The sequence below is a fragment of the Streptomyces caeni genome, from assembly GCF_042678285.1.
Lineage (GTDB): Bacteria > Actinomycetota > Actinomycetes > Streptomycetales > Streptomycetaceae > Streptomyces > Streptomyces caeni.
Map to the genome: position 1 here is coordinate 1 of NZ_JBHUDX010000001.1, position 14,649 is coordinate 14,649.

General features: G+C 72.3%; 17 protein-coding genes and 1 pseudogene. 10 read left to right on the forward strand and 8 right to left on the reverse strand.

Features of this window, described 5'->3' with window-relative positions:
* Positions 1 to 69 precede the first annotated feature (69 nt).
* Positions 70 to 882: an SAM-dependent methyltransferase gene (locus tag ACFSL4_RS00005; RefSeq protein WP_381076601.1), complete on the reverse strand. Its 813-nt coding sequence runs from the start codon at positions 880 to 882 to the stop codon at positions 70 to 72.
* Positions 883 to 1,069: 187 nt separating this feature from the next.
* On the opposite strand from ACFSL4_RS00005, the gene ACFSL4_RS00010 reads away from it, so the two are divergent.
* The 3 genes from ACFSL4_RS00010 to ACFSL4_RS00020 all read left to right on the forward strand — a co-directional run bounded on the left by ACFSL4_RS00010 (position 1,070) and on the right by ACFSL4_RS00020 (position 3,177).
* Positions 1,070 to 2,374 carry a PP2C family protein-serine/threonine phosphatase gene (locus ACFSL4_RS00010; protein ID WP_381076603.1) on the forward strand — a complete coding sequence of 435 codons (1,305 nt, stop codon included), beginning with the start codon at positions 1,070 to 1,072 and terminating at the stop codon, positions 2,372 to 2,374.
* Between the two features lie 147 nt (positions 2,375 to 2,521).
* The gene (locus ACFSL4_RS00015; RefSeq protein ID WP_381076605.1) at positions 2,522 to 2,917 is read left to right on the forward strand and encodes a hypothetical protein; all 396 of its coding nucleotides are present in this window, start codon (positions 2,522 to 2,524) and stop codon (positions 2,915 to 2,917) included.
* Complete coding sequence (locus ACFSL4_RS00020) at positions 2,914 to 3,177, forward strand: hypothetical protein (protein ID WP_381076607.1); 264 nt, start codon at positions 2,914 to 2,916, stop codon at positions 3,175 to 3,177. The genes ACFSL4_RS00015 and ACFSL4_RS00020 overlap by 4 nt, the downstream gene beginning before the upstream one ends.
* Before the next feature lie 63 nt (positions 3,178 to 3,240).
* On the opposite strand, the gene ACFSL4_RS00025 is transcribed toward ACFSL4_RS00020, so the two are convergent.
* A complete protein-coding gene (locus ACFSL4_RS00025; protein ID WP_381076610.1) occupies positions 3,241 to 3,723 on the reverse strand; it encodes an ATP-binding protein in 483 nt (160 codons plus the stop codon).
* 301 nt (positions 3,724 to 4,024) lie between these two features.
* Here ACFSL4_RS00025 and ACFSL4_RS00030 point away from each other — a divergent pair, with 301 nt between their 5' ends.
* The 4 genes from ACFSL4_RS00030 (at position 4,025) to ACFSL4_RS00045 (ending at position 6,401) form a co-directional block, all read left to right on the forward strand.
* A complete protein-coding gene (locus tag ACFSL4_RS00030) occupies positions 4,025 to 4,897 on the forward strand; it encodes a helix-turn-helix domain-containing protein (RefSeq protein WP_381076613.1) in 873 nt (290 codons plus the stop codon).
* Positions 4,894 to 5,145, forward strand: a complete 252-nt coding sequence (locus ACFSL4_RS00035; protein ID WP_381076616.1) for a DUF397 domain-containing protein — start codon at positions 4,894 to 4,896, stop codon at positions 5,143 to 5,145. The genes ACFSL4_RS00030 and ACFSL4_RS00035 overlap by 4 nt, the downstream gene beginning before the upstream one ends.
* Positions 5,146 to 5,230: 85 nt before the next feature.
* A complete protein-coding gene (locus ACFSL4_RS00040) occupies positions 5,231 to 6,058 on the forward strand; it encodes an SAM-dependent methyltransferase (protein WP_381076890.1) in 828 nt (275 codons plus the stop codon).
* Positions 6,059 to 6,140: 82 nt separating this feature from the next.
* A complete protein-coding gene (locus ACFSL4_RS00045) occupies positions 6,141 to 6,401 on the forward strand; it encodes a hypothetical protein (RefSeq protein WP_381076619.1) in 261 nt (86 codons plus the stop codon).
* 18 nt (positions 6,402 to 6,419) lie between these two features.
* Here the strand turns inward: ACFSL4_RS00045 and ACFSL4_RS00050 are convergent, their stop codons facing one another.
* The 4 genes from ACFSL4_RS00050 to ACFSL4_RS00065 form a co-directional block, all read right to left on the reverse strand.
* Positions 6,420 to 6,821 (reverse strand): hypothetical protein, encoded by a 402-nt coding sequence (locus ACFSL4_RS00050; RefSeq protein ID WP_381076622.1) that lies wholly within the window; start codon positions 6,819 to 6,821, stop codon positions 6,420 to 6,422.
* Between the two features lie 91 nt (positions 6,822 to 6,912).
* Positions 6,913 to 7,515 (reverse strand): hypothetical protein, encoded by a 603-nt coding sequence (locus tag ACFSL4_RS00055; protein ID WP_381076625.1) that lies wholly within the window; start codon positions 7,513 to 7,515, stop codon positions 6,913 to 6,915.
* Positions 7,516 to 7,533: 18 nt separating this feature from the next.
* The gene (locus ACFSL4_RS00060; protein ID WP_381076628.1) at positions 7,534 to 9,048 is read right to left on the reverse strand and encodes an MFS transporter; all 1,515 of its coding nucleotides are present in this window, start codon (positions 9,046 to 9,048) and stop codon (positions 7,534 to 7,536) included.
* 88 nt (positions 9,049 to 9,136) lie between these two features.
* Entirely contained in the window at positions 9,137 to 10,201 is a 1,065-nt protein-coding gene (locus ACFSL4_RS00065; RefSeq protein WP_381076631.1) for an NAD(+)/NADH kinase, read from the reverse strand.
* Positions 10,202 to 10,766: 565 nt separating this feature from the next.
* Here ACFSL4_RS00065 and ACFSL4_RS00070 point away from each other — a divergent pair.
* Complete coding sequence (locus tag ACFSL4_RS00070) at positions 10,767 to 11,768, forward strand: NAD-dependent epimerase/dehydratase family protein (protein WP_381076634.1); 1,002 nt, start codon at positions 10,767 to 10,769, stop codon at positions 11,766 to 11,768.
* A 29-nt stretch (positions 11,769 to 11,797) separates the two neighbouring features.
* Here the strand turns inward: ACFSL4_RS00070 and ACFSL4_RS00075 are convergent, their stop codons facing one another.
* Entirely contained in the window at positions 11,798 to 12,910 is a 1,113-nt protein-coding gene (locus ACFSL4_RS00075; RefSeq protein ID WP_381076637.1) for a sensor histidine kinase, read from the reverse strand.
* Between the two features lie 2 nt (positions 12,911 to 12,912).
* Positions 12,913 to 13,665 carry a response regulator transcription factor gene (locus ACFSL4_RS00080; RefSeq protein WP_381076640.1) on the reverse strand — a complete coding sequence of 251 codons (753 nt, stop codon included), beginning with the start codon at positions 13,663 to 13,665 and terminating at the stop codon, positions 12,913 to 12,915.
* Between the two features lie 113 nt (positions 13,666 to 13,778).
* Here ACFSL4_RS00080 and ACFSL4_RS00085 point away from each other — a divergent pair, with 113 nt between their 5' ends.
* Positions 13,779 to 14,492, forward strand: a complete 714-nt coding sequence (locus ACFSL4_RS00085; protein WP_381076643.1) for a glycosyltransferase family 2 protein — start codon at positions 13,779 to 13,781, stop codon at positions 14,490 to 14,492.
* Positions 14,489 to 14,649, forward strand: a pseudogene (locus tag ACFSL4_RS00090) (glycosyltransferase); the annotation flags it as partial. The gene ACFSL4_RS00085 and the pseudogene ACFSL4_RS00090, both read left to right, overlap by 4 nt.

Consider the following 14,649-nt stretch of genomic DNA (forward strand, 5'->3'; position numbering starts at 1 on the left):
CGCGGTGCGGGGCCGTGCGGGGCGGGGCGCGGCGCGCCGCGGTGCGGGGCGGGGCGGGACGCGGTGCGCTCACGGACGCTTGCGGCCCAGGCCCGCGTACACCCAGTACTCCGACGGGTTGCCGGGAATCCGCTCCTGCGGGTCCGGGCGCCACAGAGGGACATGGACCAGACCGGGCTCCGCCATGTCGAAGCCGTCGAAGAACGCGAGGATCTCGTCCCGGGAACGTGCGGTGACCGGCGAGGTCGCCCTGGACCGGTAGAGCTGGCCCACGGCGGCGGCCGTGTCCGGGCGATCCTGGTTCGTGGCGTGCGTCAGCGCCAGCCAGCTCCCCTCAGGAAGGACGTCCCGGAAGTCGGCCACGATGCCCCCCGGGTTCTCCTCGGCGGTGATGAAGTGCAGGATCGTGATCATCAGTACGGCGACGGGCTGCTCGAAGTCGATCAGCTTCCGCACCTGCGGGGACGTCAGGACGTCGGCCGGCCGCCGAATGTCGGCGTCGACGATCTCGGCGTCCGGGTTGTCGGCCAGCAGGGACGCGCTGTGCGCCACGGCGACGGGGTCGTTGTCCACGTAGACCACCCGCGCCCCCGGGCCGGCGGCCTGGGCGACCTCGTGGACGTTGCCCTGGGTGGGAATGCCCGAGCCGAGATCGATGAACTGCCGCACCCCCGCGTCGACCAGGAAGCGCACGGCCCTCCCGAGGAACGCACGGTTGGCCCGCGCCAGCATGCGCACCTGGGGATCGACGGCCGTGAAGGCCGCCAGCGCCTCGCGGTCGATGGCGAAATTGTGTTCGCCCCCCAGCATGGCGTCATACATCCGGGCGACGCTCGCCTTGTTCGGCTCGACGCCCTTCGGGAGACCTTCGCTACCGTGCACCGCAACTCTCCCATCGGCGGGTGATCTTGATACCCCATCATATAGTTGCCGTGACCGGCAGCGAGGTGAAAGGCCGTGCTGCGGGATCACCACCGGCCCCACCCGGAAAGGCACGACCCTGCGGAACGAAGCGCTCAACGGTCCCGACGACGCACCCTCCACCGCACGTCCGGGCGGCCTGCGCCCCGTGTTTCCCCCCGCGGCCGACGTCATCGGCTCGGAACTCGATCTGCACCTGACGGGCCGCCACATCGTGGACGCGCTCACGCCCGGTTTCTGCGACGCGGCCTCGGTCTACCTGCTGGAGCGCTGGCTCGTCGATGAGAACGCCTACGTCGCCGCGGACCCGTCCGAGATCGAGGCCCGCCGGCTGGCACTGCGCGCGGGACAGCGCGACGGCATGGACTGGGAGGGAATACTCCCGGTCGGCGAGGTGATCGTCTTCCCCCGCGAGACGCCGTACGCGCGCGCCCTGGCCACCAGGCGTCCACAACTCCTCGACACGGTCGACGCCCACACATCCGAACGGCTGAGCGCCTCCGGGGGCGACGAAGCCCGCATCGGCCGTCTCCTCCGGCATGCCTCCTTCCTCATCGTGCCGCTGCACCTGCGGGGCGCCTCCGCCGGTTTCATCGTCTGCAGCCGCGGCGCGGGCCGCGCCGTCTTCCTGCCGGAGGACGCGGCGGGCGTGGAGTCGCTGGCCGCGCGGGCCTGTGTGGCCCTCGACAACGCACGCCGCTACGAGCGGGAACGCCGCACCGCGCTGGCCATCCGCCGCAGTCTGCTCCCGGCCACCGCCCAGTCGTTCGAGGGGTGCCGCATCGCCCACGGCTATCTGCCCGCCGGGCAGGACAACATCATCGGCGGTGACTGGTTCGACGTACTGCCCAGGCCGGGCGGCCGTATCGGACTGGTCGTCGGTGATGCCATGGGGCACGGCCCCGAATCGGCCGTCGCCATGATCCAGTTGCGCACGGCCGTACGCACCCTGGCCGGCATCGACATCACCCCGGGCGACCTGATGCGCCGGCTCGACGACCTGGCCTGCGACACTCCGGGAGCCTCCTTCGCGACCTGCATGTACGCCGAGTGGGACGCCCGGAGCCGCACCTGCACCTTCGTGGGCGCCGGCCACCCTCCCCCGCTGATCCGGGGCCCGGACGGGCACTGCGCACCGATCACGCTCCGCAGCGCGGGCCTGCCCCTCGGAGTCGGCTCGGGCACCTACGAGCCCACCGTGCTGCTCGTGCCCGAGCCCACCCTTCTGCTGCTCTACAGCGACGGCCTCGTCGAGTCCCGCCACACCGACATCGAACAGGGCATCTCCCTGCTCGCCGGGCTCCTCGACACGGACGCCGCCGAGTCCGCCGACGCCGCGGGACCCGGCACGCTGCAGTCCCGGTGCCAGCGGCTCCTTCACCGCGCGTCCGCCGGCGCCGGCACGGACGACCGGACGCTCCTGCTCGCGGAACTGATCCCCGCGAAGGAGTGAACGACACGGCCGCCGGATTGCTGCGGCGGCAGAACCTTCCCTCCTGTTCGTCCGTCTCCGAGGAGGGGCCCCCGGCATCCGGGGCCCCTTCGCGTGGGACAGGAACCGAGGGAAAGGCACGTACCCATCATCAGGCGGCGGGGGCACTTGGCGCTGCTCGCCGTCTGGACAGTGCTCTGGTTCGCCCTCGCCCTGCCGGGAGACGGGTGGCCGCGCGCGGGCCTGTGGTGCGCGGGCCTGGTCGCGCCGGCATGGCTGCCGTTCTTCGTGGGCGCCCCGCACTCGTTCGCCGCGGCCGAGTTCACCATCCCCAACCAGCCGGCGCCCGCCCTGCGCCGGCTCGGCGTCGGCGATCCCCGGACCCCTCCCCGGGACCGCCCGGCCCAGGCCGCGCTGGGCCTGGTCCTCGGCTGCCTCGCCGTCTGGCGCGGCCGCCGGTCCGCGGCGTCCTGCTCGGCGCGAACGCCCGGATCGCGCTGGACCCCAGCGTCTACACGTACTACACCGCGTCCGTCCTGCCGGGCACCCTGCTGTGGGACGTGATCGGGCAGCGGCGCCTGGTTCCCTGGTGGAACCGGATCGCCCTGATCACGCTGTACGGCAGTGTCTTCGTCGTTCCCGACGACTCGGCCCGTGGGCTGATCCGCCTGGGCTTCGCGGCCGTCTCGACCGCATACGTCCTGTTCTGGCCGGTCCGGGACCGCGGCGAGCACCGGCCCCGCCCCTGGAGCCGTGGGCGACGGCCCGCAACCCTGGCGCAGCGTGCCGGGACAGGACACCCGGCGGGCGGCTCCGTCACCTGACCCTCGTGTACGGCCGGGCCGGCGCCGCGCGACGGCACCCCACCGGCGTCCGTCCGGCCGCGGTCACGAGGGCAGGGCGAACGGCCGGGTCGCCGGGCCCGCGGTGCGCCATGCCAGGGTCGCCCACACCACACTGCCCCCCGTGAGCCTGGAGGGACCGGTTCCCCAGCTCTCCGCGAGTTCCTCCACGAGGAGCAGGCCCCGGCCGCTCTCGTCGTCGGTGCCCGGCCGGCACGGCGGCAGACCGCTGCACCCGTGGCCCTGGTCGTGCACCTCGATGCGCAGGTGCCTGTCCATGACAAGTTCGGCGCCGCACAGGATCCGTGCGCTGAGCGTGTGGACGACGGCGTTGGTGACCAGTTCGGAGACGAGGAGGACCGCGTCGTCACGGATCTCGTCGGGCAGGCGCCAAGAGGCCAGCCAGGCGCCCATCGAGCGCCGGGCGACGCCGACGCTGGAGCGGTGCGCGGGGAGGCCCAGCCGGTGTGCCCGGCGCGGGCCCGCGGTGTCTAAGAGCTGGGTGGAGGGGGTCGTGTGGGGGGACACGGTGGTCGCCTTCCATGGGGGCGGGAGACGGGGAAGGTGAGCAGCGGACCCGTCCAGGGGGGCGTTGCGGTACGGCCTGCGGCTGGGACACCTGAGCGCGCCAACTCCGCGGGTTGCGCGCAGGGTTGACGACGACGGTGCGCTCGCGCCGGCCGATTCGCTCACACAACTAATCATGCTCATGGCGCAGTTCACGCTGCAACCGGCTCCCTGATAATTTCAAGAAGACGATACGCATCTGGTGGCATCATCAAGTCGCCATCAGAATGGTGCTGGTGACAGTCCCTCAGGAGGTTTGGGCGTGAGCGAGGCTCGTTCGGGTTCCGGCACCGGTGCACCCACCGTTCTGCGTATGATCCTGGGCCGGCGGCTGCAGGACAGGCGGCAGGGTGCGGGGGTGTCGCTGGACGACGCCGCCAGGGCCCTGCGGGTGAAGCCCTTGACCATCCGCCGTCTGGAGAAGGCGGAGGTCGGCCTCAAGCCTCTTTACGTGGAGAAGCTGCTGGAGACCTACGGGGCCGACCAGCAGGAGATCGACGAGTTCGTCGCCCTCGCTGAGCAGGCCAACGAGCCCGGCTGGTGGCATGCGTACCGTGACGTGCTGCCCAGCTGGTTCACCGCCTATGTGAGCCTGGAGTCCGGCGCGAAGACGCTGCGGACCTACGAGCCCCACTACGTCACGGGGCTGCTGCAGACGCACGCGTACGCGCGCGGCGTCCTGCGCGGGGGTTTCCCCAACGAGAACGAGGAGGACCTGGAGCGGCGCGTGGGTCTACGGCTGCGCCGCCAGAGCCTGCTGGAGAGAGCGGACGCTCCCACGCTGTGGGTGGTGATGGAGGAGGCCGTGCTGCACCGGGTGGTGGGCGGCTCCGAGGTGATGCGGGAACAGATCGACCGGCTCCTTGAGGTCTCGGAGCTGGACCACATCAGCCTCGACATCGTTCCGTTCACCGCGGGTGCCCACGTCGGTGCGTGCGCGCCCTTCACCTATTTCCGGTTCGAGGAGCCGGAGCTGCCCGACATCGTCTACAGCGAAATCCTCTCCGCCTCCGTGTACCTGGACCAGCGCTCGGACGTCGTCGCCCATCTCGAGGCGCACAACCGGATGTCGCTGCTGACCTCGTCCGCGGACAGCAAGGCGCTCTTGAACCGCATGCGCAAGGAGTACTCATGACCGCCACCGACGGCCTTGTCTACAACGGGATGCCCGCCTCGGACCTCGGCGAGCAGGGGTGGGAGTGCCCATGGAGCGGCCCCAACGGGGGCCAGTGTGTGGAGACCAAGCAACTGGCCGACGGGCGGGTGGCGGTGCGCCAGTCGACCGACCCCGCCGGTCCCGCGCTGATCTACACACCGGAGGAGATGGCCGCGTTCGTCGCCGGCGTCAAGAAGGGACTGGCCGACCATCTGATGGCCGGCTGAACCAACGCACGAGCGGGAAGGATCCGGGTCGGTCCCGGCTACGACCTGCCCCGCACAGCCGATGTACACCACTGAAGGGGAGATGATGACCGACTCGCACGCCGCGCGGGGCATCGACACCAGCAGGCCGCATTCCGCGCGCATGTACGACTACTACCTCGGGGGCAAGGACCACTTCGAGATCGACACGAAGGCCGCGGAGACCGTCGCGGCCGCCTACCCCGGCATCTTCGTGTGCGCCCGGGAGAACCGGGCCTTCATGCACCGGGCCACCCGGGTCCTCGCGCAGGAGCACGGCATCCGGCAGTGGCTGGACATCGGCACCGGCATCCCCACCGAGCCGAATCTGCACCAGGTGGCCCAGTCCGTGGTTCCGGACGCCCGGGTGGTCTACGCCGACAACGACCCCCTCGTCCTGAAGTACGCCGAGCGCCTGATGCGCAGTACCGCCGAGGGCCGCACGATGTACATCGAGGCCGACGTCAACGAGCCCGAGACGCTGCTGGAGGCGCCGGAGCTGGCCGAGGTGCTGGACCTGAACCGCCCCGTGGCGCTGTCCCTGAACGCCCTGATGCACTTCGTGACCGACGCCCAGGACCCGTACGGCATCGTCAACCGGCTGCTGGACGCCCTGCCTTCGGGCAGCGCCCTGGCCCTGAGCCACTGCACGCCCGACTTCGACCCGCCCACCTGGGAGAAGGTCACCGACATCTACACCAGCGCGGGCACACCCGTGCAGTTCCGCTCCCAGAAGGATGTCGCCCGCTTCTTCGACGGGCTGGACCTGCTCGACCCCGGCATCGCCGTCGGCCACCGCTGGCGCCCCGGTGCCTCGCCCGAGGACGGCTCCGTGGCCGAGCAGCCGACGGACGCCGAAGTCAGCCTGTGGACCGGAGTGGGCATCAAGCCCTGACACCAGCGTCTGCCGCCGTACGCGCGGTGAGCGTCCACGCCGTCGCGCGTACCCGGCCCCGGCTCGGAAGGGGACGTGGCACATGTCGTCGAAGAACCCGGTGCGCCCGCGCACCCGTCACGGGGTGGCGGTGCGCGGCGCCGCGGAGCGGCATGACGTGCGGGAGCGTCGAGTCCCTGCGGATCTGGAGAGCTATCGGGCCTATGTGGCCCATGTGTCGTACTGCAGGCAGTGCCGGCCGTACCGCTGCCCGGTCGGCGCCGCGCTGTGCCGGGACTACCTCGCGGAGGTCAACGGGACCTGGCGCGACGACGGCGCCGTTCCGGGGAACGGGTGCGGATGAGCCCTGCCCGCTCCGGTGTCAGGTGGTGCCGCCACCGGACGGGCGGCGGTTGCGGGTGCGGGTGGTCGCGCCGACGGATTCCTGTTGTCCGCCGGCCTCGGGGCTCGCATGCTGGTTCAACACCTTCATGATCTCCACAGCCAGTGCGTCCGCCAGGGCAGGTGCCAGGGATTCCGCCAGCGCCTTCGCGAGGGCCTGCGCGAACAGCACCCTCTCCAGTTCCGACGCCCCTGAGGGCTCCGGCTGGGACAGTGAGGCCACAGCCGCTTCGACCAGGGCTGCCGCCAACGGGTCCTTTCCGTGTTTGACACTGGCGCCGGCATGCGGAATTCCAGCCTCACGCACCATTTCCTCGAATACCTCGTCGATGAATGCCTCTACGGGATCCCGTTCCGATTCTCCGCCGGACTCAGCTGCCATGGTGGTTCCTCAAGTGGTTGATCGATGTGCGGGGCCTGCCCTCCGGCATCGGGATGCGCCGCCGTCGGAGGGCAGGAGGGCTCGCCACGTCCTAGCAGTTGCGGGCGAGGGCGGCCAGCAGCAGCGGGTGCTCGATCAACGACTCACCACCGCGCTCTTCACGGCGGCGCATCAGAGCCGCCAGCAGCAACGGATGCTCGACCAGCGACTCACCACCACGCTCCTCACGACGACGCATCAGAGCCGCCAGCAGCAACGGATGCTGGATGATGGACTCACCACCGCGCTCCTCACGGCGGCGCATCAAAGCCGCCAGCAGCAACGGATGCTCGACCAGCGACTCACCACCACGCTCCTCACGACGACGCATCAAAGCCGCCAGCAGCAACGGATGCTCGACCAGCGACTCACCACCACGCTCCTCACGACGGGCGAGCAGTGTAGCCAGCAGAATCGGGCCGATGGCGGATTCGCCACCGATTTCTTCCTCGCCGATCCCTGCCCGTTCGCGCGTGGGGCTTTCCGTCGTTGCCGTCATGGTTCCCTCTTTCTTCGGTGCATGGTTCAGCGGAGTGCCCGGCTTTCTCTCAGCTCGCTCTCCGCTCTTGATCGCCATCCTCACGCGGTGCCGTGAATGCCGCACTTCGATCTTGCTGTATTCCGGCAAGGGTGCGGCGAAGGCTCGCGCGAGCATGAAGAGGGATGTGCGCGCTCAGCACTGGGCCGCATGGGTGTGGCTGTGCGCGACCTCGGGAGGGCACGGCCGGGCGGGGTGGGCGCCGCCGTCGCGGCGCCAGTCCGCCGCGGCGACGCCGAGGGCCGCGGCGATGGCGACCAGCGCGACCCCGATGGCCGCCGCCACCGCCGCCCGGAAGTCGTGCCTCGTCGAGCCGAGCACCACGTAGTACAGGCCCGGAAGGACAGCCGTCCCCACCGCTCCTCCCAGTCGCTGTCCCGTCTGCAGCGCACCGCCTGCCGCGCCCGCCATCCTGACCGGGACGTCCCGCAGGGTCATGGTGACGTTCGGCGAGATGACGAAGCCGCTGCCCATTCCGCCCACCAGAAGGGCGGGTGCCGCCGCCCAGACCGCGATGTGCGTCGGGGCGAAGCACAGCAGCAACGCCGCCGCGCCCAGGCCCGCCATCACCGCGGTCAGCCCCCACACGGTCAGCAGCCGGCCCAGTCGCTCCACGAGCCGTCCCGCCACCACGGCCGCGCCGGCCGAGCCCACCGCGAACGGCGTCACCGCCAGGCCCGACTGCAGCGGGGTGAAGCCGAGTCCGTTCTGGAAGAACAGGGCGAACACGAGCCACACCCCGCTGAAACCGATGAAGTACAGGGTGGCCACGCCCGCGCCCGTGGCGTACCCGCGGGTCTCGGTGATCAGCCGCGGGTCGAACAGGGGTTCCCCGCCATGGATGAGGATGTGCCGCTCCCAGCCGGCGAAACCGGCCAGCAGGACCAGGCCCAGCGGGAACAGCCACCACAGCCGGGCGATGCCGCCGGAGTCGGCCTGCACGAGCGGGAACATGAGGGCGAGCACTCCGGTGCCCAGGAGCAGCACGCCCGGCAGGTCGAGGTGTCCCCTGCGGCCGGGCTCTCCGCGGGGCAGCAGCCTGCGGCCGAGCAGCACGGCGGCAGCTCCGATGGGGACGTTGACGTAGAAGATCCAGCGCCATCCCTGCGGTCCGGTGGCCAGGGCCAGGATGAGCCCGCCGGTGATCGGTCCGACGGCGGCGGACAGGCCGACCGTGGCGCCGAAGAAGCCGAAGGCGCGGCCCCGCTCCTCTCCCGAGAACAACTGCTGGATGAGGGCGGAGTTCTGCGGTGCCAGGCAGCCGGCGGCCAGGCCCTGCGCGAGACGGGCCACCACGAGCAGGGTGACGGTGGCGGCGGCACCCGCGGCGACGCTGCACATCACGAAGGCGGCCATTGCCAGCAGGAACACACGGCGCCGGCCGACAGCGTCACCGACGCGTCCGGCCAGCACGAGCGCCAGCGCGAACGTCAGGGCGTATCCGGAGACCACCCACTGCACCTGGGCCGGCGAGGCGTGCAGGTTCCGCTGCATCGACGGCAGGGCGACCGCCACGATGGTCACATCGAGCAGGATCATGAAACCGGCCACAAGGGTGACCCACAGGGCCCGCCACCGGTTGGGATCCGGCCCCTCCGCGGGCGCGTTCGCGGCCGGGCGTCCTCCACCGGGTCGCGAGGACGATGTCACGGCGAACTCCTTTCGGCCAGGTCGCGGACAGGGCGAGTACCCATGGCCCGGCCCGGCATCGCGGGAACGCGCCTGTCGCCTGACCGGCTCACGGGGGAAGCGGCCGGGCGCGGGAGAAGGTCAGGTGCGACAGGTCGTCGGGCACCGGGGTGCTGTGCGGCCACAAAGGAGCGGGCTCGCCGTCGGCGACCGCGGCCGGGGCGTCCGTGAGGTTCATACGGTCACGCAGACGGCCGTAGAAGTTCGTGGGCTCCAGCCGCACTGCGCGCAGTCGCTGCGGAGCGCGATAGACGCCGATCCAGTCGCCCGGCTCCAGCACGCCGCGCAGTTGGCCGTCGATGCTGACCGCGGCCCGCCCCGAACGCTGGAGCAGACGCATCGCGACGGGTTCGTCCGGGGCGGCCACGACCGAACGGTCGAACGCCATGTGCGGTGCGACCGGGGTGAAGACCAGAGCGTCCGCCTGGGGGGAGACGACGGGACCGCCGGCCGCGAAACTGTAGGCCGTCGACCCGGTGGGGGTGGCGACCAGCAGCGCGTCGGCGGAGTAGGACGCGAGGAGCTGTCCGGCCAGATACACGGCGGCCGACACCTGGCGGTCGTGCGACAGCTTCTCCAGGACGATGTCGTTGAGGGCGGTGACGTGCAGCGCGATGCCCCAGTCCGCGGCGGTCGCGCAGTCCGTGCGCACCCGCGGAGGGGGAAGCAGGGGCCCACGCCCGTAGCGCAGCAGCGCCTTCATGTCCCCGGGCACGTCGAGTCTGCACGACGCCCGCATGGTCAGCAGCATGCGGCGGTCCACCGTGATCCGATCCCCGTCCACCGCGTCGAGGGCCTCGTGCACCATCGTGGCGGGAACCTCGGTCAGGAAGCCCACGCGCCCGAGATCGACGCCCAGGAGCAGGGCGTCGTGGTGGGCGGCCAGTCGCGCGCCGCGCAGGAAGGTCCCGTCGCCTCCCAGGGTGACGACGAGATCGGGATCGCCCGCTGCCTCGACCTCTTCACGGGCGCTGCGCCGCTTCCCCTCGTCCCACACGTCGATGACCGTGCAGGGCACATCGTGGTCACGGCACCATGTACGCACCTCTCGTGCGGCATGGGCGGCCTCGGCTCGGCCCTCGTGCACCACCAGGCCGATCCGGTTCACGGTCATATCTGCCTCCTGGGTAGGCGGTGAGAGGGCGCGGGGGCACGGCGCCCTCGCACCGGCCGTCTGCCAGCATCACCGACCCCCTTGCCGCGGTGGCGCAGGCGGCGACGGCGTCGCGCACAATCACGTGTTCGGCGGCCGATCGCACGGGGGTCAGGGCCCGGCGCCGTCCCGGCCGGCCCGTGGCCGTCCAGGCGTACGCGAGCATGCGGCCGGGGCGCCCCAGGAACTCCGCCGCGCTCGGTCCTGGTCGCCGTCCGTCGCCTGCCCGGGGACACAGCCGTGAGGTGCCGGGGCACCCGGATTCCCTGCAGACCGGTGACGTGGGGGCCGGACATGCGGTGGGGCACGGTCAGCGGCCTAGGGGGTGTTTCGGAAGTCCTGTGCGGTGCCCGCGGTGTCCGGTGCGTGCTCTCGGCGTGCCGGACGAAAGCCCTCGTACTGGACGCACTTGGGGTTTCGGCCGGTGCGGCGAGAGGGGGAGCCCCCTGCTCGAAGAGCTTGGGGGAGCGTGCCGGGCGCCGTGGGTGCTGTGCGGGACTTCCGAAACACCCCCTAGCGTGGGCGCATGCGTGTACCGGTCACCGGCGGTGCCGGGTTCATCGGGTCCCATGTGGTCGAGACGCTCCGGGCGCGCGGGCACGAGCCCGTCGTGTTCGACGTACGGGCGGACGCCGGGTCGGACGTGCGGGACCGTGAGGCGGTCGCCCGTGCCCTGTCGGGTGTGGACGCCGTGTGTCACCAGGCGGTGACGGTCGGCCTGGGAAACGGCTTCGCCGACGCCGCGGAGTACGTCTCCCGCAACGACCTCGGCACGGCGGTGCTGCTGACCGCCATGGCGGAGGCGGGCGTGCGGCGGCTGGTGCTGGCGGGGTCGATGGTGGTGTACGGGGAGGGGCGCTACACCTGCGCACAGCACGGTGAGGTGCGGCCGGGGCCGCGGTCGGTCGCCGCTCTGGAGGCCGGGCGCTTCGAGCCCGAGTGCCCCGTGTGCGGAAGGGCGCCCGCGTCCGGGCTGGTCGGCGAGGACGCCCCGGTCGATCCGCGGAACGTGTACGCGACGACGAAGCTCGCCCAGGAGCATCTGGCCGCCGCATGGGCACGGGCCACGGGCGGGGCCGCCGTGTCGCTGCGCTACCACAACGTCTACGGCCCCCGGATGCCCCGCGACACCCCGTACGCGGGAGTCGCCTCCTTCTTCCGCTCCGCCCTCGCCCGGGGTGAGGCCCCGCGGGTGTTCGAGGACGGCCGCCAGCGGCGGGACTTCGTGCATGTGCGGGACGTGGCCACGGCCGACGCCCTGGCGTTGGAGGCGAATCCGGCCCACGGCGGGCTCGCGGTGTACAACACCGGCAGCGGCGAGCCGCACACGGTCGGCGAGATGGCGCGGGTCCTCACCGACGCGTACGGCGGCCCCGGGCCGGTCGTCACCGGGGAGTACCGGCTGGGGGACGTACGTCACATCACCGCGGACTCGTCGCGGCTGCGGGCCGAACTGGGATGGAAGCCCGAGGTCGGCTTCCAGGAAGGCATGGGAGAGTTCGCCCGAGCCCGGCTGCGCGGGGAGTGAGCCCGCACGGCGCAAGCCCGCAGGGGGGCTCAGGCCTCGGCCGCGGGCAGCGTGACCTCGAAGCGGCAGCCGCCGGGGATGTTGTGCACGGCGGCCCGGCCCTGGTGGGCCTCGACGATCCCGCGGACGATGGCCAGCCCCAGGCCCGCGCCGGCCGGTGGGGTACGGGCGTGGCTGCCGCGCCAGCCGGTGTCGAAGACCCGCGGCAGGTCGTCCTCCGGGATACCGCCGCAGCCGTCCGTCACGGACACCACGACGCCCTCGGGCCGGCGCTCGGCGCCCACCGCGACCGTGCCGTCGGCGGGCGTGCGGCGGATGGCGTTGACGAGGAGATTGCCCAGGACGCGGCTCATCTCCTTGCTGTCCACCTCGACCGGCACCGGTTCGACGCGGGCGCCGACCAGGCGGACGCCGAGTTCCCGGGCCAGCGGGTCCGCCCCGGCCAGGGCGTCGCCGACGAGGTCGTACAGGGAGATCCGGGACGGGGACAGTGCGAGGGCGCCCGCGTGGATGCGGGAGAGCTCGAAGAGGTCGCCGACCATGTCGTTGAGACGCTCGACCTCCGTGCGGATCTGCTTCAGATAGCGGTCGGGGGCGGCGGCGACGCCGTCCTCCAGCGCCTCCGCCATCGCGCGCAGTCCGGCCAGCGGGGTGCGCAGGTCGTGGGAGATCCAGGCGACGAGTTCGCGGCGCGAGGACTCCAGGGCGCGTTCGCGGTCGCGGGACTCGGCGAGCCGGTCACTGGTGGCGGCCAGTTCCCGGCTGAGCGCCTCGAGTTCGGCGGTGGCCGGCCCGTCGGGGGCCGCGAAGGCTCCGCCGTCGCCGAACGAACGGGCCGCGAGGGCCAGTTCGCGGCTGCGGGCGACGACCCAGCGCCCCAGCACCAGGGCGGTGGCCAGCGAGACGACGGCCGCCATCGCGACGACCGTCGTGACGACGCTCAGGTCGTGCGGGGACAGGAACATCGCCCACGCCACCGCCAGGGTGCCCGCGAGCATCGCGGCCACGGCCACCGCCGCGACGACGGTGAGCGAGGCGGTGAGCGAGCGGCGGCGCAGCAGCCACAGCGCCCCCGCGCCGAGCAGCCCGGCGGCAGCCGCGCCGAGGAAGGCGAACAGGGCGATGAGCAGGGTGTCGCGCATGGTCACTCCTCGCCGACTGCGGCGTCGAATCGGTACCCCACGCCCCACACGGTCTGGATCAGGCGCGGTCTGGCCGGGTCGTCCTCCACCTTGCCGCGCAGTCGGCGGACATGGACGGTGACGGTCGACAGGTCGCCGAAGTCCCAGCCCCACACCTCGCGCATCAGGTCCTCGCGGCTGTACGCCCGGCCCGGATGGCGCAGGAAGAACGCGAGAAGGTCGAACTCACGCAGCGTGAGCGCGAGTTCGGCGCCGTTCTTGGCCGCGCGCCGGGCGGCGGGATCGACGCGCAAGCCCGCCGCGTGCAGCGGGCCGGTTCCCGTCCCCGGCCTGGTGGGGCGGGTCCGGCGCAGCACCGACTCCACCCGCAGCACCAGTTCCCGCGGGCTGAACGGCTTGGTGACGTAGTCGTCGGCGCCCACCTCCAGGCCCAGGATCCGGTCGTCCTCGTCGCCGCGCGCGGTGAGCATGATGACCGGCACGGGGCCCCTCTGGCGCATCCGGCGGCAGACCTCCAGGCCGTCCATCCCGGGCAGCATCAGGTCCAGGACCACCAGGTCCGGCCAGTGGGCGGCGGCCCGGGCGAGAGCGCCCGGGCCGTCCCCCGCACGGTCCACGAGGTAGCCGGCGCGGTCGAGGTACCCGGAGACGATTTCGGCGACGGTGGGGTCGTCCTCCACCACAAGGACACGGGTGGCCTCGGCCGGCCCGTGCCCGGCGGACCCGGCCCCCATCGGTTCGTACGGCTGCTGCATTCGTCCAGCCTGGCACCCCGTCCCTGCTCCTGCCGCCTCGCTGCCGCTCCCCGCTCCCGACGTCCCTGTTTCGTAAGGAACGAGGCCCGAAATGCCCCTTTCGCGCTCGTAGGGTGAGAGCCGTGACCTCTCCTGCCCCCTCGGACGTCGACGTCGTCCTCCCCTGCCTGAACGAGGCCGAGGCCCTTCCCTGGGTACTCGACCGCATCCCGCCCGGCTGGCGCGCCCTGGTCGTGGACAACGGTTCCACCGACGGCTCGGCCGGCATCGCCCGTGAGCTGGGCGCGACCGTGGTCCACGAGTCGCGCCGCGGGTTCGGTGCCGCCTGTCATGCGGGGCTGACCGCCGCCCGCGCCGAAATCGTGTGCTTCTGCGACTGCGACGCCTCACTCGACCCGTCGCTCCTCGTGCCCTTCGTCGACCGGCTGCGCCGCGGCGACGCCGACCTGGTGCTCGGTCGGCGCCGGCCACGGGGGCGGGGCGCCTGGCCCGCCCATGCCCGCGTCGGCAATCTCGCGCTCGCTCGGATGCTGCGCCGCCGCACCGGGCTGAGGCTGCACGACCTCGGCCCGCTGCGCGCCGCCCGGCGCGCACCGCTGCTCAGCCTCGGGCTCACCGACCGGCGCAGCGGCTTTCCCCTGCAGATGGTCGTGCGGGCCGCCGACGCGGGCTGGCGCATCGCCGAGCACGACGTGCCGTACCTGCCGCGCACGGGTGCCTCGAAGGTGACGGGCACCTGGCGCGGCACCTGGCAGGCGGTGCGCGACATGAGCCGGGTGCTGGCCGAGCCGGCCGCACCGGACGCAGGAGGAGGAACCCCCCGGTGACCACGCTGCTCGTCATCGCCAAGGAGCCGCGACCGGGCCGGGTGAAGACCCGCCTGACCCCGCCCTTCACCCCTGAGGAGGCGGCGGTGCTCGCCGAGGCCGCGCTCGCCGACACACTGCGCACCGTGGCGGCGGCCCCCTCGTCCCGGCGCGTCCT

What these genes read in the sequence shown, in the direction of transcription:
- ACFSL4_RS00050 (WP_381076622.1), bottom strand. Translation starts at nt 6,821, where the DNA reads ATGGCAGCTGAGTCCGGCGGAGAATCGGAACGGGATCCCGTAGAGGCA.
- ACFSL4_RS00035 (WP_381076616.1), top strand. Translation starts at nt 4,894, where the DNA reads ATGACCGCCACCGACGGCCTTGTCTACAACGGGATGCCCGCCTCGGAC.
- ACFSL4_RS00080 (WP_381076640.1), bottom strand. Translation starts at nt 13,665, where the DNA reads ATGCAGCAGCCGTACGAACCGATGGGGGCCGGGTCCGCCGGGCACGGG.
- ACFSL4_RS00065 (WP_381076631.1), bottom strand. Translation starts at nt 10,201, where the DNA reads ATGACCGTGAACCGGATCGGCCTGGTGGTGCACGAGGGCCGAGCCGAG.
- ACFSL4_RS00070 (WP_381076634.1), top strand. Translation starts at nt 10,767, where the DNA reads ATGCGTGTACCGGTCACCGGCGGTGCCGGGTTCATCGGGTCCCATGTG.
- ACFSL4_RS00075 (WP_381076637.1), bottom strand. Translation starts at nt 12,910, where the DNA reads ATGCGCGACACCCTGCTCATCGCCCTGTTCGCCTTCCTCGGCGCGGCT.
- ACFSL4_RS00055 (WP_381076625.1), bottom strand. Translation starts at nt 7,515, where the DNA reads ATGCTCGCGCGAGCCTTCGCCGCACCCTTGCCGGAATACAGCAAGATC.
- ACFSL4_RS00040 (WP_381076890.1), top strand. Translation starts at nt 5,231, where the DNA reads ATGACCGACTCGCACGCCGCGCGGGGCATCGACACCAGCAGGCCGCAT.
- ACFSL4_RS00045 (WP_381076619.1), top strand. Translation starts at nt 6,141, where the DNA reads ATGTCGTCGAAGAACCCGGTGCGCCCGCGCACCCGTCACGGGGTGGCG.